Source organism: Mixta calida (assembly GCF_002953215.1).
Lineage (GTDB): Bacteria > Pseudomonadota > Gammaproteobacteria > Enterobacterales > Enterobacteriaceae > Mixta > Mixta calida.
In genome coordinates this window covers 271,697-292,324 of the sequence record NZ_CP026378.1, presented here as the reverse complement: position 1 = coordinate 292,324, position 20,628 = coordinate 271,697, and the positions used below count along the sequence as shown (strand labels likewise).

Sequence of the window (20,628 nt, the reverse complement as noted above, 5' to 3'; positions counted from 1 at the left end):
CATGAAGCTGTTTACTCTCAGAAATTTTATCACTGGCAATGTGGTGGCGCTGGCCGCGCTGTTTTCTGTCGGCGCGCAGGCTGACGATACGGCGCAGCTGATTAAGCAGGGCGAATATCTTTCCCGCCTTGGCGACTGCATGGCATGTCACTCGTTGACGGGCAAGCCCGACTATGCGGGCGGCCTGGCGATCGAATCAAATCTCGGCACCATCTATTCGACCAATATCACGCCGGATAAGAAGTTCGGCATCGGCAACTACAGCGAACAGCAGTTCTCCGACGCGGTGCGCAAAGGCGTTCTGCCGGACGGCTCGCGCCTCTATCCGGCGATGCCCTACCCCGACTACGCGAAAATCAGCGACGCGGATATTCACGCGCTTTACGTCTACTTTATGCAGGGCGTGAAACCTGCCGCCGTTGCCGCGCCGGAAACCAAACTGAGCTTCCCGTTCAACCAGCGCTGGGGCATGCGTTTCTGGAACTGGGCCTTTACTTCCGATAAGCCGTTCCAGCCGATCGGCGGCGCATCGGCGGAGGTCAACCGGGGCGCTTACCTCGTGGAAAGCCTGGGCCACTGCGGCAGCTGCCATACGCCGCGCAGCATCACCATGAACGAGAAGGCGCTCGACAGCAGCGAATCCGCGTTCCTGGCGGGCGGCGACCTGAACGGCTGGCCGGTGCCTTCCCTGCGCGGCATGCCGCGCTGGAGCGAGCAGGAGATTGTCGACTATCTGCAAACCGGCCGTAATGATAAAGCGTCGGTCGGCGGCGAGATGACCTCCGTGGTGGAGCACAGCTCGTCGCATATGAGCGATGCCGATCTGAAAGCGATCGCCGCTTACCTGAAATTCCTGGGAGGTAATCCCTCCCTGAGCCGACAGGACGTCCAGAAGGTGGAACAAACCGCCGCGAAGCTTACCGCTGCGAAAAACCTGACGGAAGGCGAGCGCCTCTATCTGGATAGCTGTAACGCCTGCCATTTCGTTAACGGCAAAGGCGCGCCGGGCGTCTTCCCGGAGCTGGATCAGGCCTCCATCGTCAATGCGGAAAGCCCGGTCGGTTTGATTCATACGATCCTTGCGGGCGCGCAGCAGCCTTCAACGGCGAAAGCGCCGTCCACGCTGGCGATGCCGGGCTTCGCTCATCGCCTGAGCGACGAGGAGGTGGCGAAGCTGGCCACCTTTATCCGCCAGGGCTGGAACAACAATGCGCCTGAGGTGACCAGCAAGCAGGTCAGCGAGGTGCGCCAGCATCTCAGCCACGGCAACTAACCGTTAACATTTCACTCAAGGCCGGCTATCCGGCCTTTTTTATTGTTGCTTAAACAACGCTTCTTAATGGAAGGCTGGCAGACGGCTGCCAGCATAATGATTGCTACATTAAACGGCGAAAGCAGCAGATTAATCTTATTGGCGTTTGAGGGTGATATATCATCCGCATCTTTGTTTAATAATATAAATACCTGCCACTGTTTTAATTATTCGTCTTTTTACCCGACTGTGCAAAAATACCCCTGGGAAAAGCGATAATTTATAAATCCGGGCAAATTATTCATGTTATAAAATAATAAACCCGCTACGTGAATGCCTGAGACGGTGCCAGCCCAGCGACCCTTGTCAGGTTAATATATTTAATTCCCTGTTAACTTTTACCGCAAAATATATTTTGCTCGCCATTAATCATATTATTACAATGTTAAAATAGGTAATTAAAGTTTAAACTTAAGTCAAATGAACATTTGCTTAACCTAAATTCTACATAATAAGTTATTGCATATTATTTTTTCAGCGTTATTATTTCCCCGCGTTAGTTATACCTCCTTTACCTTATATCAATTAACCTGACCTGTTGCTGCATCTGACAATATTATGCGGCGGAGGGCGGGAACCTATTTATCATCTCTCGACGGAACGAAATTAATATTATCAGGGAGGACCTGACGGCAGATGCGTCATGCCTGATGTGGCCCGGCGCTCAAACTGCTGTGGATATAAATTAATAAAGAGAGCAAGCATGAAAACAGAGTTACGCGTTATGGCATTAATTTTATCCTGCTTCGCATCCGGTGCGGCTATTTCAGCAGGCACCAACCCAGGCGACATAGGCGGCGCGCAAGGCCCCGGCGGTCAGATCAATTTCACCGGCAATATTACCGACGCCTCCTGTAATGTCGACACGGCGAAAATCGATGAAAACGTTCGTCTGGGCACCTGGGCAAGCAGTTACTTCACTACCGTAGGCACCGAAACCCAAAAACAGCCTTTCCATATCTCCGTGAAGGACTGCCCCGATACGGTGACCAAAGTCGCGGTGCTGTTTGACGGGCAGGCTGCGGACGCTAACGAGGAGCTGTTGGCGATCAACAACGGCCCCGGCACCGCTACCGGCGTAGCGATCCAGCTGTACGAAGATGACAAACAGCAGAAAGTTAAGCTCGGCCATGTCACCAACGAACACGACATTAAAACGCATGATAAAGACACCGAACTCACCTTTTACGCAGACTATCGCTCCACCAGCGAAGATGTGACCGTGGGTGAAGCCAACGCCGTGGTGAACTTCAGCATGGTTTACAACTAAGTCATTATTGAGCAGGGTTCTCCCTGCTCAATACCCCGCTGTTTTATTTCCCTGATTGATGGTTGCTGCTTATGAAACGTTTCTTTTCAGGTATTGCTGGACTCTTTCTCCTGTTATCACACCTGGCTCAGGCTGGCCTCGTTATGGGTGGAACCCGCGTTATTTATCAGGAAGGTAAACGAGAAGCATCCATTTCGGTGACGAATGCCGATACCCGCTCGCCCTTTTTAGTGCAGTCGTGGGTGGAAAACTATTCCGAAACCGATAAAAGCCGCGCGCCCTTTATCGTGACGCCGCCGCTGTTCCGCCTGGACCCGGAACAGCAGAATCTGCTGCGCATTAATTTTACCGGCGCGCCGCTGCCAACCGATCGCGAATCTGTTTTTTGGCTGAATGTGAAAAGTATTGCGCCGTCGAAAAAGGGCGAAATCAATAAGCTACAAATCAATATTAAATCTAAATTTAAGCTCTTTTATCGGCCAAATAATCTGCCGGGCGACCCCGACACCGCCTGGAAGAAACTCACTTTTCAGCTGAAGGGCAATCGCCTGGTCGCACATAATCCGACGCCCTATTTTGTCTCTTTTTATTCGCTCAGCGTCGGCGGGAAAGCGATTGACGAACCCGGCATGATCGGTCCGCGAGCCGAGCAAAGCTGGCCGATCAATGCAACGGGCGTCATCAAATGGCGCGCCATCAATGATTTCGGCGGCATCACCAATTACGCGCAACAGTAGACCCTGGCGGCCCTATGGCAAAAAAAGCGTCCTCAGCTAGCTGGCATGGCCGTTTCCCGCTGCACGCCCCGGCAGGAAGCGCAGCGCTGCTTGCTGCGGTTCCCGCAGCGCTTTTTATGCTGTGCCACTACCGCCCGGCGCGAGCTGAAGATTATTTCGACCCGGCGGCGCTGGAGCTCTCCGATCCATACCAGAAAACGGCCGATCTGCACTATTTCGCTAAAGCGGGCGGCCAGCAGCCGGGCGATTATCTGGTGACGGTGCTGGTCAACAACCAGGAGATGGAACAGCGCAACGTCACCTTCGTCGAGGAGAACGGCAGGCTACAGCCGGTGCTGACCGTCGCGCAGCTGGCGGAATATGGCGTTAACGTCAGCGCGTTTTCCTCATTCGGCAAGCTGCATGAAGGCGAAACCCTGACCCGCATCGATCAGTATATTCCCGACGCCAGCAGTCAGTTCGATTTTACCGGGCTGCGTTTGTATTTGAGCATTCCGCAGGCGGCGATGAATACGCCAGGCCGTGACTATGTCGATCCGGCGCGCTGGAACGACGGCATTCCGGCCGCGTTTATCAACTACAGCCTGTCCGGTTCGCAAACCCGCCAGGCAGAAAGCGACACCACCACAAACTATCTGAATTTACGCAGCGGCGTTAACCTCGGCGGCTGGCGGCTGCGCAATATCTCCTCGATGACCTGGGACAAAACCCGCCGCTGGCAGTCGCAGAGCACCTGGCTGCAATGCGACGTGAAAACGCTAAAAAGCCAGCTGCGCATCGGCGATATTTATACGCCCGGCGATATTTTCACCAGCGTGCAGTTTCGCGGCGTGCAGCTGGCTTCGCAGGATGAGATGTTGCCGGACAGCATGCGCGGCTTCGCGCCGGTTATTCGCGGCATGGCGCACAGCAACGCCAAAGTCACCGTTTCGCAGCACGGCTACGTCATCTATGAAACCTACGTTCCGCCGGGCGCCTTCGCAATAAAGGATCTCAATCCCACCGCGCAAAGCGGCGATTTACAGGTGAAGGTTCAGGAGAGCAACGGCGCCGTGCAGACCTTTACCCAGCCTTACTCCGCCGTGCCTTTTATGCTGCGTGAAGGACGCCTGAAATTCAGCCTCAGCGCCGGCCGTTATCATTCAGGCGTTGAGCAGACGCGTACGCCGCAGTTTGTGCAGACGTCGCTCTATTATGGTCTGCCCTGGGCTTTTACCCTTTCCGGCGGCGCGCAGCTGGCGGAAAACTATCAGGCTTACGCCTTCGGCGTCGGGCACGGCTTCGGCGAATTAGGATCGATAGGGTTGGACGCCACGCTGGCCGCGACCGAGGCGCCTTCTCATCGCCACTATTCCGGCCATTCGCTGCGCGCGCAGTACCAGAAAGATATTAACCTGACCGGCACCACTTTCAGTCTCGCCAGCTATCGCTACTCCTCCAGCGGCTACTATGAATTTGGCGAGGCCAACGCGCTGGAAAGCCGCAGCGGGCTGGTGAACAACAAACGCAGCCGCAAAGAGATCGCCGTCAGCCAGTCGCTCGGCGATATCGGCAGCCTCACCGCCTCCTTTTATTCCCAGCAGTACTGGCATGCCGAAGGCCATGATGAGACGGTGCATCTCGGCCTCTACAGCGGATGGAAAGGCATCTCCTGGGGAGTGGGCTACTACCTCACCAAATCATCGGATCGACATAAAAAAGATCGCTCGATCTCCTTCAACATTTCAGTACCGCTGAACCGCTGGCTGCCGGATCACACCATCAGCTATAACACCCTTTCCGCCAGCAACGGCTACAGCTCTCAGCAGGTCTCGCTTTACGGCACGCTGCTGGATAAGCATAACCTCTATTACAGCGTACAACAGGGTTACGATAGCCAGGGGCAAGGGCACAACGGCGGCGCATCGCTCGATTATCACGGCGGATACGGCACCGCGCAGCTGGGCTACCGGCACGATAGCCTGAGTCGCCAGATAACCTGGGGCGCATCAGGCTCGGTGGTGGCGCATCCGCACGGCGTTACGCTCGGCCAGCCTACCGACGACACCTTCGCCATCGTGCGCGCCCCCGGCGCATCGCATGTGGCGATTCAGAACGGCAATAATATTCACACCGACTGGCGCGGTTACGCTGTGGTTCCCACGCTGACGCCTTACCGAAAAAATTACATCACCCTTGATACCGAAACCCTGGCCGACGACACCGACGTCGAGCTGGAAGGACAGACGGTCATCCCTGGCGGCGGCGCCGTCGTACAGGCGAACTACCGCACCCATATCGGCAACCGGGTGCTCTTTACACTGAAAAATAAAGAGGGCCCGCTGCCGTTCGGCGCCAGCGCGCGGCTGCTCGTCTACAGCGAAGAAGAGGGTGCGCCCGCCAGCGGCATGGTCGCCGATGGCGGACAGGTCTATCTGAGCGGCATTCCTGACCGGGGCGCCATTGAGGCGCGCTGGCAGTCCAGTAACGTCACGCGGAAGTGCGTTATGCATTTCCGCCTCCCCAATAACCAGCGGCAGTCTCCGGTAAAAACGGTCAGCGGCCTGTGCTTATAAGAGGTGTTTATGCATACATTATTGCGCGCGCTCGGCTTATCCCTTGCGCTAATGGCGGGTCTCTGGAGCCAGGCTGGTCAGGCGGAAAACTGCGGTCCGGCAACGTCGCAGATGACCATCAACCTGCAAAATATTAAATACCTGCCGACGCTGCCGTCGGATATGCAAATGACGACTCCGATGGCGGACAACGGCGGCGGGGTTCATTTTACCTGCGATCGTCAGGCGCCGACGGCGACATGGAAACGCATTGTGTATCAGCAAAATGGCGCACCTGAAACGATTATCAATGGCCGCCACGTTTTTCCCAGCAGTATCAAGGGAATCGGTTATGCGCTCGGCCTACAGTGCAACGGCGGCGCGATTCGCTATATCGACGGCGCCGACGCGCCAGCCGGCAGCGAGTCCGTTACGCTATGCGACAGCAGGCAGACTGCCTCAATGCTTGACCTGCGCGAGCTTATCGTAAAGATCTACGTGATCTTTTACAAAACCGGCAACGTAGAGTTGATCGATGGCAACCACAGACAGATGGATCCGCTCCCGCACATTGGAAAACTTTATATAGAATATCAGCCAGCGGGCGCGGCAAGCAGCGTGACCAGCCCTGCCGCGACGCTCGATCTGGCGGCGATGAACGTCGATATTGGTCAGCAAGGCAGTTGCCAGGTCACCCGATCCACTATCAATGTCGATCTTGGCACCGTAAGCCGCACGGATTTCCATGGCAAAGGCCAGACCGCAGGCAATGTAAAAACGTTTTCGCTACCGGTGTACTGCACCGCGAGAACAGACATCAGGGTCGGCTTTTTCGGCGTTACCGCCGCTGCCGATATGCCTGATACCCTGGCCTTAACCCAGCAGGCCGATGCGGCGCGCGGCGTGGGCGTAAAGCTGAGATACGGTCAAAATCCCGCCCCGGCTCCAGCCGCAGGCACCCCCGTCAAGATTAACGAGGCCAGCAACCTGCCGGTGGTAAAAACCATTACGGCAAGCGACGCTGGCCACGCGGAGAACATCAACTTTACCGCGGAGTATGTGCAGACCGAAGAAAGGGTGTCGGCGGGAACCGCCAACAGCATGGCGACCTTTGTATTGATCTATAACTAATCAGCGCGCTTAACCGGCTCCTGAAAAAGGCGACCTTTAGGCCGATCGATAACCCGGCGGCGCGCGAAGCTGACCTTCGCCAAAAAAAGCCCGCTTTGCGCCCGCGGTTTAAAACAGCCTGCGGTTACACCCGATGTCCCGGATTAGCGTCCGCCAGCGCGTTGGCGGCGCAAACCAGCGAAAGATGGCTCAGTCCCTGCGGCATATTGCCCAGCCAGTTCTGCGTATGGATATCAAACATCTCATTAAAGATTTCCACGTTGCCGCGCTGACAGAGCTGCTCCAGGATCTCATCCATCGCGCGCTGCGCCGCCTCGCGCTCGCCCAGCTCCGCCAGCGCCTCCACCATCCAGAAAGAGCAGGCGACAAAGGTGGCCTCCTCTTTCTCCACGTCGGAATAGCGATAGAGCATCACGCCGCCGCGTCCTAATTCCTCGCGGATTTGCGTCAGCGTCGACAGCATCCGCTGCGGGTTCACTTTGCTGCCGTAATAGTGCGTCAGCGCCACCGCCGCATCGAGCCGTTCCGTCCCGGCGTAAAAGGTGTAGGCCTGGCGCTGCTCTGACCAGCAGTGCGTCTCGATCCAGTCGCGGATACGATCGCGCTCACGCTCCCAGCGCCCTACCCAGGTCGGTTCAATATGGCTGTCTTCCGCCAGCTTGACCGCCTGGTCGAGCGCCAGCCAGCAGGCCATTTTCGAGTGAGTATAGTGCTGTTCTTCAGGCAGTTCCCAGATGCCGGAATCCTTCTGCCGCCAGCTGTCGGCGCAGTGGTTCGCCAGCTTGCCGAGCAGACGCGACGTTGAGAGATCCAGGACGTGGCCCGCACGGATAAACAATCGCGCGGTCGCCAGCATATCGCCATACATGCTGATCTGAACCTGATCGCGGGCGTTGTTGCCGACCCGCACCGGCTGCGTGCCCTGATAGCCTTCCAGCGGCGGATTGCGCTCTTCCGGCACCTGGCCGCCCTCCAGTGTATAGCAGGCGCGCAGGCCGCCGTCGTGACGGCGAATGGTGTTCGACAGCCAGGAAAACGCCGCCTTACAGTCTTCCAGCGATCCCAGATAAACAAACGCCTTGATAATCAGGCAGGCGTCGCGTATCCAGGCGTAGCGGTAATCGTAGTTTTTATCGTTGCCGAGCTTTTCCGGCAGCGAGGAGGTGGCCGCCGCCGCCAGCGCGCCGGTCGGCGAATACCAGAGAAACTTCAGCGCCAGCGCCGAGCGCCTGACATGACTGTCGTAGCGCCCGTGATCCGCCAGCCCGTCAGCCCAGTCGCGCCAGGCGGTATGGCTGGTTTCGATGCGCTCATCGATTTTCTCCGGCGCCGGGATCGCCAGCGGCTCGCGCTCGGTGGTCACCAGCGCCACCAGCGAGCGCGACGCCGGCGAGGTGGTAAAGGTGGCGGTCAGCCGCACATCGTCGCACTGTTCGATGCGCACATCATCGGTCAGGCGCAGCATCGCCATCAGTTCGCCGATGTGCCACAGCGGATGGCCGTTAACCTTGTTATGCCAGGGTGAGCAGGTTTCCGCGCGCGTGCCGGGCTGGAAAATCACCTGCATCTCCACCTCGCCGCTTACCCCTTCCACGCGTCGCGCCAGCTCATTCCACGGCAATCGTCCCGCCAGGGTGCTGTTCAGCGATTCCGTTATCAGCACCTCGCCGCTGTCGGTCTGGTAGCGCGTCTCCAGTACATTACTGTTCTCCCGATAGTGGCGCTGCATTCGCCACGGCGCGGTCGGCGCCACCTGAAAATAGCCGCCGTTGCTGGCGTCAAGAATACGGTCGAACAGCGGCGGCGAATCGAGATTAGGCGCGCACCACCAGTCGATGGCGCCGTCGGGCGCAATCAGCGCGACGGAACGGCCTTCGCCAATCGCAGCGTAGTCGCCCAGCCCGGCATAGCCTTTTTCGCGGGCGGGAGAATGGTAGGTCATGTTCTTCACAGCGACGTTTTCCTTTATCTGAACGGCAGCGCAGAGAGGCGCACATGGCAAGGCTGGCTTCTCGCGCTGCGCTGGCAGGCATTCGTTAAGCGTAGTACACCGGTGATCGTTGTCACACTCTGGATAATCGCTGCGTTGCGTATACCTCTTAATGGTTAGCATAGAGGAAAAGGCGAACGGCACGGTCAGCCGGACGCGCCTGTTCGTCCCGTAAAACGCATAAAGGATATGACCCAACCTCACCAACGGAGAGACACGATATGAAAGCAGCTGTTGTCACCAAAGATCATCGCGTTGAAGTTGTGGAAAAAACGCTGCGCTCGCTGAAACATGGCGAAGCGCGTCTGAAAATGGAGTGCTGCGGCGTCTGTCATACCGACCTGCACGTTAAGAACGGCGATTTCGGCGACGCGACCGGCATTATTCTCGGCCATGAGGGCATCGGTATTGTGGAAGAGATCGGGCCGGGCGTTACTTCGCTGAAGCCGGGCGATCGCGCCAGCGTCGCCTGGTTTTATGAGGGATGCGGACACTGCGAATATTGCAACAGCGGCAATGAAACCCTGTGCCGCAGCGCAAAAAACGCTGGCTACAGCGTCGACGGCGGCATGGCTGAAGCGTGCATCGTCGTCGCCGACTACGCGGTAAAAGTACCGGACGGCCTCGATCCGGCGGCGGCCAGCAGCGTGACCTGCGCGGGCGTCACCACTTATAAGGCGGTAAAAGTCTCCGGCATTCGTCCGGGCAAATGGATCGCCATCTACGGGCTGGGCGGCCTGGGCAACCTGGCGTTGCAGTACGCGAAAAACGTCTTTAACGCGAAGGTCATCGCGGTAGATATCAATGACGATCAGCTCGCGTTCGCCACGGAAATGGGCGCGGATATGGCGATTAACTCGCGCAATGAAGATGCGGCGAAAATCATTCAGGAGCGCGTCGGCGGCGCTCATGCGGCGGTGGTCACCGCGGTCGCCAAAGCCGCCTTTAACTCCGCCGTCGACGCCATGCGCGCCGGGGGACGCATCGTCGCCGTCGGCCTGCCGCCGGAGTCGATGAGCCTGAATATTCCGCGTCTGGTGCTGGACGGCATTGAGGTGGTCGGCTCGCTGGTCGGCACTCGTGAAGATCTGGCGGAAGCATTCCAGTTCGCGGCGGAAGGCAAAGTGGTGCCGCGCGTGCAGCGCCGCGCCATTGACGAGATTAATGAAATCTTTCATGAGATGGAGAGCGGGAAAATCCGTGGCCGCATGGTGATCGATTTCACCCATAAATAGCGCGTTGCGGCCTTAACCGGCCGCCGCCAGGCGGGTCAGCTTGTTTGCGCGTCTGCGGCGGGCTGGCCCAGCGTCATCCGCGTCGCGGGCTGTCGCCCCGCTTAAATCGACTCGGTGCGCAGCGGCACGCGGCGACGGCGGCGCGACTGCAACCAGAGCGCATAGGCCTGATCCCAGATGGCGGCGGGCGTGCCCGCCTGCCCTAATCCAAAGCCGTGACCGCCACGGCTGATCTGCACCAGCTCCACCGGCACGCCCTTGCGGCGGCAGGCTTCACGCATAATCAGGGTATTCTGCGGCGGCGAAATGCGATCGTCCTCCGCCTGCGCCAGGAAAGTCGGCGGATAGGCGGGCGTGACGAAGTTTTCAATCGACCACTGCGCTTCCTGCTCTGGCGTAGCGTGTCGGCCCGCCAGCATGCGGTGGGTCACGGTATGGTTATAAGGCGCCTGGAGCGTAATCACCGGATAGATCAGCCCCACGCTGTCAACCGACGGCGCGACGGCGTCCAGCTCATCCTGCGGCGCGTAAGTGGCGTAGTCGGGCCGCGCGGCCGCCATGCCCAGCAGATGCGCGCCGGCGGAGAAGCCCAGCGCATGCACGCGATTCTCCATCGTCCGCACCAGCCGGATCGCCCGCTGCGCATCCTGCAACGCCGCCAGCGGCCCGGCATGCCATTTTTCGCCGGGCAGCCGGTAGCTCAACACATAGGTGGTATAGCCGAAGCCGTTCAGCCAGCGCGCCACCGGCCAGGCTTCGCGCCCCATGCCGATCCAGCAGTAGCCGCCGCCCGCCGCGATCAGCACCGCTTCGCCGTTAGGTTTCCCCGGCTGAAAACGCTGAATCGATGGACAGACGATATTGGACCAGGAACCGGACTTATTGATATGCAGCGCCCCGGACGGCCCGCCGCCGCCGGGCGGCGTTTCCGGCCATAGCGGAATCACATTCTGACGCGCGAACAGGTTGCCGGTCTTGATAGAAAATAAACTGGCGCCGGCCCCCAGAAGAAAACGCCGACGACTAATCATGCTTCATGCCCGTCATTCTCAAACGTTAAAACCAAACCATGAAAAGCGATAAGGCAAAGGGCCACCCGAGCGTTGCTTAACAACGTGTCGTTAATGATGTCGGGGTCTGCCAATCGGGACCAACGCTGAACAGCGTCGCTGTATTATCTTAGCCCGAAAAACGTGATCGCCGTCAGCGTTATTTAGATTTAGCAGAAAGGAAATAAAGCGTTACCGCTGCGCGTTCTCCCGTTCTTTGACCTGCTGGCGCGCTTTGCGCCGTTCCTCTTCCTTCTGACGCCGCGCTGCCTGCCAGACCTGACGCCGTTTCAGCAACGGCGTCACCGTGATGCCGTGGACCACCACGCTGGCGGCCACCAGCGTCAACGCCATATCCACCATCGTTTCCGCCTGCGGCCCGGACATGCCGTGCATCCAGGCGTAAGCAATATAGTTGATACTGCCGATGCCGCGAATGCCGAGCCAGCCAATCAACCAGCGCCGTCCCGTCGGCATGCCGGTGCCGATGGTCGAAATCCAGACCGCCAGCGGACGGATCACCAGAAACAGAACCGCAGCCAGCAGCAGGCCGGCGGGGTTCCAGTGCAACGCCAGCGTGACGCCCAGCGCCACCACCATCAGCGCCGCCAGCAGACGCTCCACCGTATCGCCAAACGACAGCGCATCACCCACCACCAGCCCTACCGAATGCGCCGGGCCGTAATCTTCCTGCAAATGGCGCTGGTTAGGGTTGACCAGCAGCTCCGCCGGCGCCATGCGGTTGTCTTCCGGCAGCTGTTCCGGCGGAAAGGTTTTCACCACGTAAACTTCCGCGTGACGCAGCCCGATGCCTGCGGCAAAAGCGGCAAGGAAGCCGGAGGCTTCAACCGTCTGCGCCGCCGCATAGCTAATGGCGATCAGCGCCAGCGCAAGAAAATCATTTGGCGCGATATCGTTGTGCACGCTGCGCAGTCGAGTGGCCATAATGCCGATCAGGCGGCCAAAGCTGTAGCCGATCAGCGATCCCATGCCGATCGCCCACAGTACATCTTTCAGCAGCCAGTGGCCGAACAGCCCGGCAGAGACCGGCTCCTGACCCTGAAACAGCAGCAGCGCCAGCATCAGCAGCGGCAGTGCCGAACCGTCGTTCATTCCCGCCTCGCTGGAGAGCGCCACGCGCATCGCGTCGTCGTCGCCCGCATGGTTGACGGATATCAGGCTGGCCAGCACCGGATCGGTTGGCGCGACGATCGCGGCGAACGCCAGCGACAGCGGCCAGGAAAAGCCGGTGATCCAGTGCACCACCATCATCATGCCGAGCACCGTCAGCAGCATAGCGGGGAACGCCAGCAGGCCGCCGATGCGCCAGCTGCTCGCTTTCAGCGGCAAGCGCAGCTTCAGCCCGGTGATAAACAGCGAGGCGGCAATGGTGATTTCAGTAATATGCGCCGCCAGATCGGGATGGGTCAGCACATCGAGCCTGACCAAGTCGAGCGCCCATGGCCCGAACAGGATGCCAAACAGTAAAAACAGACCAAAAGAAGTCACCGGCCCACGGTGAATCCATCCCGACGCCAGTGACATAACCAGTAATAAGCCGCCACTGGTGGCGGTCCAGCCAAGGAAATCCATATTACTCCCGTGATAATTTCTTACTGAATGGATTAAGCCTGGCATATATCCATAGCGCCTGCGGGGAAAAGCAGAGTGGAGGTAAAGGAAATAAGAGAAAAGCAGATGGCTAAGGGCATTCGAAGCAGAGCGTGGTGAGATTGAAACCGTTCATCCGAGGTATCTGTATTGAGGCCCTCTGGCTCGACACCCGTAACTCCTCGCAGCGCACCGGCACGGAGGGGAAGAAATTTGCTGATGAGTGCTGAGCGAACGGTCGGCGGCTTTCCGCATGTCAGGTAACTCACTATCAACTCATCATAGATGTGATTCGCTGGTCCCTGACTGACAGGTCAAAAAAGCTTCCCGGAAGGATCTCTTGTCACAGGAAGGACAGCAGCAGAGTTACAGGAGGCGGCCTGCCGCAATATCCGCGTTAGCCTGTCCGCGCGCCACCAGGGTGCCGGCACCGGCCTGTTCTCAGCGATACCAGAGGCTGTAACACTGGTACGGCTAAAAAAACCAAGCCCGCTCAGTAGCGATGGAACAAGTACTTGTATTGGCGTGGCCTGAGGGTATATCAAAATCAGAATACCGAAACTGAGTGCAGACAGTACCAGGTATTTCCGTGAGCCGATAACAGCGGCATATCCGGGTTATGACGTAGTGGTGACAATGGCAACACCATTGGCGGCGCAGACTGTCAGGTGAGTAATAATCCGTATGGAGAAACGGATATTGCGGAGCATACGCATTCTATCGCGCACAGTATCTGGACAGGAGCAGCGTGGCTGAATAAATAAGATAACTGCTCAAACTACAGCGCAGGCTTTACAGCGTCTGATGCAGCTCCCCGTGTTTGCAGCTCCCCGTGTTTGCAGCGCATCAAGCCCCACGATCACGTCATCGGCGACAGTGGCACGGGTTGAAAATATCGCGCCATGCCCCTGCCAGCCCTGCGGAATGATACCCGGATGGTGGTGATATACCCTCAGCAGGCGCAGCAGTTCGCTGCAATGGCGCCAGCCAAACGGCATGATAAAATCCGCACCGCTGACGGTCAGAAACAGGTGGGCGGCTCATGCCAGGCAGCCGAGCACAGTCCGGCTGACTATTAGTCGATCTGAATGCGGAGCTCCACAAGCCCGGCCGTCAGCCGTTCGGTGATCACTCAATACGTAAATATCTATTTATTCAGTTGCTTACTATTTGAAGTGCGAAGCAGGAACCACGAAGGATGGTGTGTGATTTCTCTGTGATTACGGTACGCTCCCAGTATGGCCTGCAGCAGGCTGCAGCACCGCATAAGAGGAACCTGCCTAATAAAATTGGACATTAAATCTTTACCTCAGGTAAAAGACCACTGGCACGAACATAGAGTAGTAATTAATTTTACCGAATTAATAAAGTTTAACGGGTAATGGTCCCAACTTATTGATAGTGTTTTATGTTCAGATAATGCCCGATGACTTTATCATGCAGCTCCACCGATTTTGAGAACGACAGCGACTTCCGTCCCAGCCGTGCCAGGTGCTGCCTCAGATTCAGGTTATGCCGCTCAATTCGCTGCGTATATCGCTTGCTGATTACGTGCAGCTTTCCCTTCAGGCGGGATTCATACAGCGGCCAGCCATCCGTCATCCATATCACCACGTCAAAGGGTGACAGCAGGCTCATAAGACGACCCAGCGTCGCCATAGTGCGTTCACCGAATACGTGCGCAACAACCGTCTTCCGGAGCCTGTCATACGCGTAAAACAGCCAGCGCTGGCGCGATTTAGCCCCGACATAGCCCCACTGTTCGTCCATTTCCGCGCAGACGATGACGTCACTGCCCGGCTGTATGCGCGAGGTTACCGACTGCGGCCTGAGTTTTTTAAGTGACGTAAAATCGTGTTGAGGCCAACGCCCATAATGCGGGCGGTTGCCCGGCATCCAACGCCATTCATGGCCATATCAATGATTTTCTGGTGCGTACCGGGTTGAGAGGCTGTGTATGTGAACTGTAACTGCCATGTTTTACGGCAGTGAGAGCAGAGATAGCGCTGATGTCCGGCAGTACTTTTACCGTTACGCACCACCCCGTCTGTAGCTGAACAGGAGGGACAGCTGATAGAAACAGAAGCCACTGGAGCACCTCAAAAACACCATCATACACTAAATCAGTAAGTTGGCAGCATCACCCATCGGTACGCCAGCGGAGGATGGAGTTGTAGACGAAGCGCACACAGCCGAACGTCTGAGCTAAAAGTTCAACCTGCTCAGTTGTCGGGTAAAACCGGTATTTATATGCGCGTTTCATGTCTTCACATACTAAAGAGGAAAATGTGATTATGCAAAAGACAGTTAGTCGGAAAACCGCCTCCTTTCCTCCCCGGCCTGAAGGCCAGGGTTTCCCGGAGGCATTCTGATGATGAAACCGACCACTGGCGCAACTTCGGCCGCCAGCGTCAGACGGTGATCGCCCCTTCTCTGATGTGGTATGGCGAGTCCACCACCGTGCGCGTCGCCTGGGAGCATATGGAATACCTTACGCCGTTCGATCGCGGCACGGTCATCGATCCGCGCAGCGGCAAACCGGTAGATGTCCCGCGCGAGCGCCGCTTCGACGAGCATTACAACGCCACGCGCGGCGATCAGGATACCCTGAGCTTCCAGCTCGACCAGATGCTGAACGACCGCTGGCGCTCGCAGCTCACCTGGGCCTTCAGCCGCAATACCTACAGCGACAGCCAGGCGCGCCACCGCCTTTAACGCCGAAACCGGCGTGCTGACACGCCAGGCGGACGCCACCGTTGATGCGCAGAGCCGCTCGCAGATGGTGCAGCTGACGCTGAACGGCGACGTCGACTGGGGACGCGTCAACCATCAGCTGCTGTTCGGCTTCGATTATGAAGCGGACCGCACCTTTCGCGGCGACATGATCCGCGGCGCGAAAGACAAAAGCTTCAACGTTTATCAGCCGGTTTACGACCAGATGCCCGCCTCCACCGCCGGAGCTGGGCAAAGCCTGGGAGGTGGGCGCAAAGATCGATCTGCCTGGCCGCGTCACCGGCACGCTGGCGCTGTATGACATTCACAAACGCAACGTGATGGTGAGCGAACTGGTGGATGGCGAAAGCGTTACGCGCACCGCAGGCAAAGTACGCTCGCAGGGCGTCGAACTGGATCTGGCGGGCAGCCTGACCCGAACCCTGAGTCTGGTGGGCAGCTATGCGTACACCGACGCGCGCGTCACCGCTGACCCGGAGAACCGCGGCAACGAGCTAACTAACGTGGCGCGCCACACCGCGGCGCTGTTCCTGACTAACGACTTCGGCGCGACCGGCCTGCTGCCCGCGGACGATCTGCGCGCAGGCATCGGCGCGCGCTACGTCGGCCGCCGTCCGGGCGACGCCGCCAACAGTTTTTATCTCGACGACTATACCGTTGCCGACGCCTTCGTCGCCTGGACCACGCCGATCGACAGCTATCGCGTGAAATGGCAGGTCAACGTCAAAAACCTGTTCGACAGCACCTGGTACTCCTCCAGCGGCAACAATCTGCGCGTCACCGTCGGCGAACCGCGCGAAATTGTACTGAAAGCCAGCGTCGATTTCTGATTTTTGCCACGGGCGCGCCGCCGCGCCCGTTTTTTTTGCCGTTTCGCCTTCGATTCAGACTGATCCCGTCCCAAAGCCGCCATCCCTTCCTACACTAGTGGTGAAAGGAGGAAAATAAATGTTAAAGCTGATTCGCTCACTCTTTACCAGCCCGGAGAAACTGCTTCAGGTGATGTCCCAGGATGACGTTCAGGACTCTATTGACGATGGCGATCGCATCATTATTGATGAAAACGGCAGCGCGATGGTCAATATCCACAGCAAGGAGGTGCAGAACGATTTTGCCCGCCACGTTGAAGCATTGAAGAGGGCATAAAATGGGAACGGCGATATTTATGGTGCTGATGGTCTGCGGTTACTGGTACAGCAGCCGCGACCTCTCCACCCGTTTTAAATTCAAACGCACCTTCGGCTGGGACGTCTATTTTCTGGTGGCGCTTTACGGCTGTATTTTCGTGATTCAGGGCGTTATCGCTACCGCCATTATCTGGCTGCTGCTGTTGGCCGCGTCCGCCACCATGAACGCGTTTCCGCACTATTTCGGCGCGGAGCATCACAGCTACCACATCGAGTTTATGAACTGGAGCTTTCTCGGCATCCAGGCGCCGGTAGTGATTATGCTCACCTTCGCCGTGCTGTTTTGCCTCTATCGCTCCAACTGGGCGGGCAGCGCGCGTCTCGACGGTCAGGGCCGCCGCGAGCTTTATAATTCGCTGTCGCGCTCCAACGGCGTGGAGCATCTGCTCTATCAGTGCATGGAACAGGGAGAGCTGGCGTGGATCACCCTTACCTCGCATCGCATTTATATCGGCATGATCCACACCTCGTCCTTCGACAGCGCCGACGCCAATAACGTGGTGCTGATCCCGATGCTGAGCGGCTACCGCGACAGCAAAACGCTCGACCTGATTGTGGAGCATAACTACAGCGCCTGGTACGCCAAACATGACATTACGCTGACGTCGGAGCCGCAGTCGGCGCTGGCGTTCCGCAAGGTTATCCTGCTCGACCAGATCGAAAGCCTGTCGCTGTTCGATCCGGCCAGCGCGCTGGCGCTGAACATGCGTGAGAACAGCGACTAAGCGGTTGCGCGCGGGAATATGCTAAGGTGAATATTCACTTTCGGGCGGGCCGTCGCCAGGCGGCCCGCTCTCTGCCGGAGTCTGTTGATGTCGCTCTCCTTTCTTGCTTCGCTTAACGCCGTTTCCGCCGACGACTGGGACAGCCTGCTGTCCGACACTCAGCCCTTTTTACGTCACGCCTTTCTCAGCGCGCTGGAAGAGAGCGGCAGCGTCGGCGCGGAAAGCGGCTGGCAGCCGGCGCATCTCGCCTGGTTCGAACAGGGGCGCCTGCGCGCCGCGCTGCCCGGCTACGGCAAAAGCCACTCCTGGGGCGAATATGTCTTTGACCACAGCTGGGCGGACGCCTGCCGCCGCGCCGGTATTCGCTACTATCCGAAATGGCTGGGCGCGGTGCCGTTCAGCCCGGTCAGCGGGCCGCGGCTGCTGGGCGACGCACAGGCGCTGACGGCGCTACTGGAGGCGCTGCCGGAAACGCTGGCGCGGCACGGCCTCTCCGGCGCGCATATCAATTTCACCGACGCGCGCGGCGATGCGCTGCTGGCGACGCAGCCCGGCTGGCTGGAGCGCCTCGGCTGCCAGTACCACTGGCATAATCCCGGCTACCGCGATTTTCAGGATTTCCTTGATACGCTGATGTCGCGCAAGCGTAAACAGATCCGCAAAGAGCGCGCGCAGGTGGCTGAAAACGGCATCACCTTTCAGTGGTTCAGCGGCGGCGAACTGAGCGAGGCGCAATGGGATTTCGTCTACAGCTGCTACGCCAACACTTACGCGGTGCGCGGCCAGCTGCCCTACCTGACGCGCGACTTCTTCAGCCTGCTGGCGGCGCGGATGCCAACGGCGATCCGCGTGGTTTTCGCCCAGCGCGAGGCGCAGCCGGTGGCGATGGCCTTTAGCCTGCTCAGCGACGATACGCTCTACGGCCGCTACTGGGACTGCCTGGCGGAATTTGACCGGCTGCATTTCGAAACCTGCTTCTGGCAGGGAATGGAGTTCGCTATCGCTAACGGGCTGCGCCATTTCGACGCGGGCGCGCAGGGCGAGCATAAGCTGGTGCGCGGCTTTGAGCCGGTGATAACCCGCTCGTGGCACTACCTGCGCCACGAGGGATTGCAGATGGCGATAGCGGATTTCTTGCAGCAGGAGCGGGAAGGCGTGCGCCAGTGGGCGGAGGAAGCGCGCGCGTCGCTCCCCTACCGCCGGGGTGAATAACAGGCTTAATAGTCGCCGACGAAGTTGCCGGTCTGATGCCGCCACAGGCGGGCATAGAGCCCGTTCTGCGCCAGCAGCTGCTGATGGTTGCCGATTTCGATAATCCTGCCATTTTGCAGCACCACCAGACGGTCGAGCCGGGCGATGGTGGATAAACGGTGGGCGATGGCGATCACCGTTTTGCCCTCCATCAACGTCTCCAGGCTCTCCTGAATCGCCGCTTCGACTTCGGAATCGAGCGCCGAGGTCGCCTCATCCATGATCAGAATCGGCGCGTCTTTCAGCAGCACGCGGGCGATGGCGATACGTTGACGCTGCCCGCCGGAGAGCTTCACGCCGCGCTCGCCGAGGTGCGCGTCCAGCCCGCTGCGCCCCTGATTATCGGACAGCAGCGGAATAAATTCTTCGGCGCGCGCGCGACGAATCGCGGTCCACAACTCCGCTTCGCTGGCGTCGGGACGGCCATACAGCAGATTATCGCGAATCGAACGGTGCAGCAGCGAGGTGTCCTGGGTGATCATGCCGATCTGCGCGCGCAGGCTGGTTTGCGTGACGCTGGCGATATCCTGCCCGTCGATGGTAATGCGGCCGCCGTTCAGGTCATACAGCCGCAGCAGCAGGTTGACCAGCGTCGATTTCCCGGCGCCCGACGGGCCAATCAGCCCGATCTTCTCGCCCGGTTTAATATCGAGATGCAGATCGTTGATCACCTGACGACCGCCGCCGTAGTCAAAGCGCACGCTGTCAAAACGGATGGCGCCCTGCTGGACGCGCAACGGTTTGGCGTCCGGCGCGTCGGTAACGCTCAGCGGCTGCGCGATGGTGGTCAGGCCATCCTGCACCGTGCCGATATTGTCGAAAATACCGTTCACCACCCACATGATCCAGCCGGACATATTGACGATGCGGATCACCAGCCCGGTAACCAGCGCGATCGCGCCGACGGTAATCAGCGATTCGCTCCACAGCCAGAGCGCCAGGCCGCAGGTCCCGCCAATCAGCAGGCCGTTCAGCGTGGAAAGCGTCACGTCCATGCTGGTCAGCATACGGCTGGCGTGCTGGGTTTTTTCGGTCTGCTCGCCGATCGCTTCCTGCGCGTAGCGCTGCTCCAGATCGGTATGGGCGAACAGCTTCAGGGTGGTGATATTGGTGTAGCCATCGACAATGCAGCCCATCAGTTTAGAGCGCGCTTCAGACGAAACCACCGAGCGCGCCTTGATGCGCGGCACGAAGTAGCGCAGCGTGCTGGCGTAAGCGACGATCCAGATAATCAGTGGCAGCACCAGCCGCCAGTCCGCCTCGGCGAACAGCACCAGCGAGGTGATGGCGTAGATAGAAACGTGCCAGATGGCGTCGACAAGCTGCACCGCCGAATCACGCAGCGCGTTGCCGGTTTGCATAATGCGCTGCGCGATGCGCCCGGAAAAATCATTCTGGAAAAACTTCAGGCTCTGGCGCAGCACGTAGCTGTGATTCTGCCAGAGGATCAGGCTGCCAAGGCTGGGCCCGATGCTTTGGTGGATCAGCAGATCGTGCAGGCCGATAAACATCGGACGCAGAATCATCGCCACCGCCGCCATCCACAGCAGCGTGCCCCAGTGCTCGTGAAAGAAGCTGGCCGGCGTCGAGGCGTTAACCATATCGATCAGCTGGCTAAGATAGCGGTAAAGCGCTACTTCAATCAACGAGGTAATCAGCCCAACCGTTAGCAGCGCGGCGAAGCTGCGCCATACCTGACGCAGGAAATAACGGTAGAAGGCCCATACGGTTTCAGGCGGCGCCTCGCCGGGGGCATCCTGAAAAATGTTGATGTAACGTTCGAAACGGCGAAACAGCATACGCACGCTCACTTTTTAATCGACGAGTCTCTGAGCTTAGTGCAATTTGGCGCGAGGGTTTAAC

The 20,628-nt window shown here is 58.5% G+C and carries 15 protein-coding genes and 2 pseudogenes; 11 read left to right on the top strand and 6 right to left on the bottom strand.

What is annotated here, in order from left to right:
• The first annotated feature begins 1 nt into the window (after nucleotide 1).
• The 5 genes from C2E16_RS01295 (at nucleotide 2) to C2E16_RS01275 (ending at nucleotide 6,984) form a co-directional block, all read left to right on the top strand.
• On the top strand, nucleotides 2–1,273 hold the full coding sequence (locus tag C2E16_RS01295) for a c-type cytochrome (protein ID WP_038629570.1): 1,272 nt from the start codon (nucleotides 2–4) through the stop codon (nucleotides 1,271–1,273).
• A gap of 742 nt (nucleotides 1,274–2,015) precedes the next feature.
• Entirely contained in the window at nucleotides 2,016–2,582 is a 567-nt protein-coding gene (locus C2E16_RS01290; RefSeq protein ID WP_038629568.1) for a fimbrial protein, read from the top strand.
• A gap of 71 nt (nucleotides 2,583–2,653) precedes the next feature.
• Entirely contained in the window at nucleotides 2,654–3,319 is a 666-nt protein-coding gene (locus C2E16_RS01285) for a fimbrial biogenesis chaperone (RefSeq protein ID WP_038629564.1), read from the top strand.
• Between the two features lie 14 nt (nucleotides 3,320–3,333).
• A complete protein-coding gene (locus C2E16_RS01280) occupies nucleotides 3,334–5,874 on the top strand; it encodes a fimbria/pilus outer membrane usher protein (protein WP_052133992.1) in 2,541 nt (846 codons plus the stop codon).
• A 9-nt stretch (nucleotides 5,875–5,883) separates the two neighbouring features.
• Nucleotides 5,884–6,984 carry a fimbrial protein gene (locus C2E16_RS01275; protein ID WP_244555308.1) on the top strand — a complete coding sequence of 367 codons (1,101 nt, stop codon included), beginning with the start codon at nucleotides 5,884–5,886 and terminating at the stop codon, nucleotides 6,982–6,984.
• Between the two features lie 124 nt (nucleotides 6,985–7,108).
• Here the strand turns inward: C2E16_RS01275 and C2E16_RS01270 are convergent, their stop codons facing one another.
• A complete protein-coding gene (locus C2E16_RS01270; protein ID WP_084970598.1) occupies nucleotides 7,109–8,935 on the bottom strand; it encodes a glycoside hydrolase family 15 protein in 1,827 nt (608 codons plus the stop codon).
• 260 nt (nucleotides 8,936–9,195) lie between these two features.
• On the opposite strand from C2E16_RS01270, the gene adhP reads away from it, so the two are divergent.
• Nucleotides 9,196–10,209, top strand: coding sequence for an alcohol dehydrogenase AdhP (adhP, locus tag C2E16_RS01265; RefSeq protein WP_038629561.1), 1,014 nt, complete (start codon nucleotides 9,196–9,198; stop codon nucleotides 10,207–10,209).
• A 101-nt stretch (nucleotides 10,210–10,310) separates the two neighbouring features.
• Here adhP and C2E16_RS01260 read toward each other — a convergent pair whose 3' ends face one another.
• Both C2E16_RS01260 and C2E16_RS01255 read right to left on the bottom strand, forming a co-directional pair.
• The gene (locus tag C2E16_RS01260; RefSeq protein WP_038629560.1) at nucleotides 10,311–11,240 is read right to left on the bottom strand and encodes an alpha/beta hydrolase; all 930 of its coding nucleotides are present in this window, start codon (nucleotides 11,238–11,240) and stop codon (nucleotides 10,311–10,313) included.
• A gap of 210 nt (nucleotides 11,241–11,450) precedes the next feature.
• Nucleotides 11,451–12,851 (bottom strand): cation:proton antiporter, encoded by a 1,401-nt coding sequence (locus tag C2E16_RS01255; protein WP_038629558.1) that lies wholly within the window; start codon nucleotides 12,849–12,851, stop codon nucleotides 11,451–11,453.
• A gap of 953 nt (nucleotides 12,852–13,804) precedes the next feature.
• Between C2E16_RS01255 and C2E16_RS20710 the strand changes: the two genes are divergently transcribed.
• Nucleotides 13,805–13,948: a hypothetical protein gene (locus C2E16_RS20710; protein ID WP_156462404.1), complete on the top strand. Its 144-nt coding sequence runs from the start codon at nucleotides 13,805–13,807 to the stop codon at nucleotides 13,946–13,948.
• A 313-nt stretch (nucleotides 13,949–14,261) separates the two neighbouring features.
• On the opposite strand, the gene C2E16_RS01250 is transcribed toward C2E16_RS20710, so the two are convergent.
• Together C2E16_RS01250 and C2E16_RS01245 are read right to left on the bottom strand one after the other, a co-directional pair.
• A protein-coding gene (locus C2E16_RS01250) for an IS1-like element IS1A family transposase (RefSeq protein ID WP_103215986.1) occupies nucleotides 14,262–14,959 on the bottom strand; the annotation gives its coding sequence in 2 pieces (ribosomal slippage) (nucleotides 14,262–14,710 and nucleotides 14,710–14,959; 699 coding nt in all).
• A 56-nt stretch (nucleotides 14,960–15,015) separates the two neighbouring features.
• Nucleotides 15,016–15,132 (bottom strand): annotated as a pseudogene (locus tag C2E16_RS01245) (helix-turn-helix domain-containing protein); the annotation flags it as partial.
• 242 nt (nucleotides 15,133–15,374) lie between these two features.
• Here C2E16_RS01245 and C2E16_RS01240 point away from each other — a divergent pair.
• The 4 genes and pseudogenes from C2E16_RS01240 to C2E16_RS01225 all read left to right on the top strand — a co-directional run.
• Nucleotides 15,375–16,432, top strand: a pseudogene (locus C2E16_RS01240) (TonB-dependent siderophore receptor); the annotation flags it as partial.
• A 118-nt stretch (nucleotides 16,433–16,550) separates the two neighbouring features.
• A complete protein-coding gene (locus C2E16_RS01235) occupies nucleotides 16,551–16,748 on the top strand; it encodes a hypothetical protein (RefSeq protein WP_038629541.1) in 198 nt (65 codons plus the stop codon).
• A gap of 1 nt (nucleotide 16,749) precedes the next feature.
• Nucleotides 16,750–17,514, top strand: coding sequence for a hypothetical protein (locus tag C2E16_RS01230; RefSeq protein WP_038629537.1), 765 nt, complete (start codon nucleotides 16,750–16,752; stop codon nucleotides 17,512–17,514).
• An 87-nt stretch (nucleotides 17,515–17,601) separates the two neighbouring features.
• The gene (locus C2E16_RS01225) at nucleotides 17,602–18,726 is read left to right on the top strand and encodes a GNAT family N-acetyltransferase (RefSeq protein ID WP_104951397.1); all 1,125 of its coding nucleotides are present in this window, start codon (nucleotides 17,602–17,604) and stop codon (nucleotides 18,724–18,726) included.
• A gap of 5 nt (nucleotides 18,727–18,731) precedes the next feature.
• Here the strand turns inward: C2E16_RS01225 and C2E16_RS01220 are convergent, their stop codons facing one another.
• Nucleotides 18,732–20,564: an ABC transporter ATP-binding protein gene (locus C2E16_RS01220; RefSeq protein ID WP_084970407.1), complete on the bottom strand. Its 1,833-nt coding sequence runs from the start codon at nucleotides 20,562–20,564 to the stop codon at nucleotides 18,732–18,734.
• Between the last annotated feature and the right edge of the window lie 64 nt (nucleotides 20,565–20,628).

Excerpts from the sequence above, each read along its gene's own strand:
- C2E16_RS01295 (WP_038629570.1), top strand. The coding sequence starts at position 2 with ATGAAGCTGTTTACTCTCAGAAATTTTATCACTGGCAATGTGGTGGCG.
- C2E16_RS01290 (WP_038629568.1), top strand. The coding sequence starts at position 2,016 with ATGAAAACAGAGTTACGCGTTATGGCATTAATTTTATCCTGCTTCGCA.
- C2E16_RS01285 (WP_038629564.1), top strand. The coding sequence starts at position 2,654 with ATGAAACGTTTCTTTTCAGGTATTGCTGGACTCTTTCTCCTGTTATCA.
- C2E16_RS01280 (WP_052133992.1), top strand. The coding sequence starts at position 3,334 with ATGGCAAAAAAAGCGTCCTCAGCTAGCTGGCATGGCCGTTTCCCGCTG.
- C2E16_RS01275 (WP_244555308.1), top strand. The coding sequence starts at position 5,884 with ATGCATACATTATTGCGCGCGCTCGGCTTATCCCTTGCGCTAATGGCG.
- adhP (WP_038629561.1), top strand. The coding sequence starts at position 9,196 with ATGAAAGCAGCTGTTGTCACCAAAGATCATCGCGTTGAAGTTGTGGAA.
- C2E16_RS01260 (WP_038629560.1), bottom strand. The coding sequence starts at position 11,240 with ATGATTAGTCGTCGGCGTTTTCTTCTGGGGGCCGGCGCCAGTTTATTT.
- C2E16_RS01255 (WP_038629558.1), bottom strand. The coding sequence starts at position 12,851 with ATGGATTTCCTTGGCTGGACCGCCACCAGTGGCGGCTTATTACTGGTT.
- C2E16_RS20710 (WP_156462404.1), top strand. The coding sequence starts at position 13,805 with ATGGTGGTGATATACCCTCAGCAGGCGCAGCAGTTCGCTGCAATGGCG.
- C2E16_RS01235 (WP_038629541.1), top strand. The coding sequence starts at position 16,551 with ATGTTAAAGCTGATTCGCTCACTCTTTACCAGCCCGGAGAAACTGCTT.
- C2E16_RS01230 (WP_038629537.1), top strand. The coding sequence starts at position 16,750 with ATGGGAACGGCGATATTTATGGTGCTGATGGTCTGCGGTTACTGGTAC.
- C2E16_RS01225 (WP_104951397.1), top strand. The coding sequence starts at position 17,602 with ATGTCGCTCTCCTTTCTTGCTTCGCTTAACGCCGTTTCCGCCGACGAC.
- C2E16_RS01220 (WP_084970407.1), bottom strand. The coding sequence starts at position 20,564 with ATGCTGTTTCGCCGTTTCGAACGTTACATCAACATTTTTCAGGATGCC.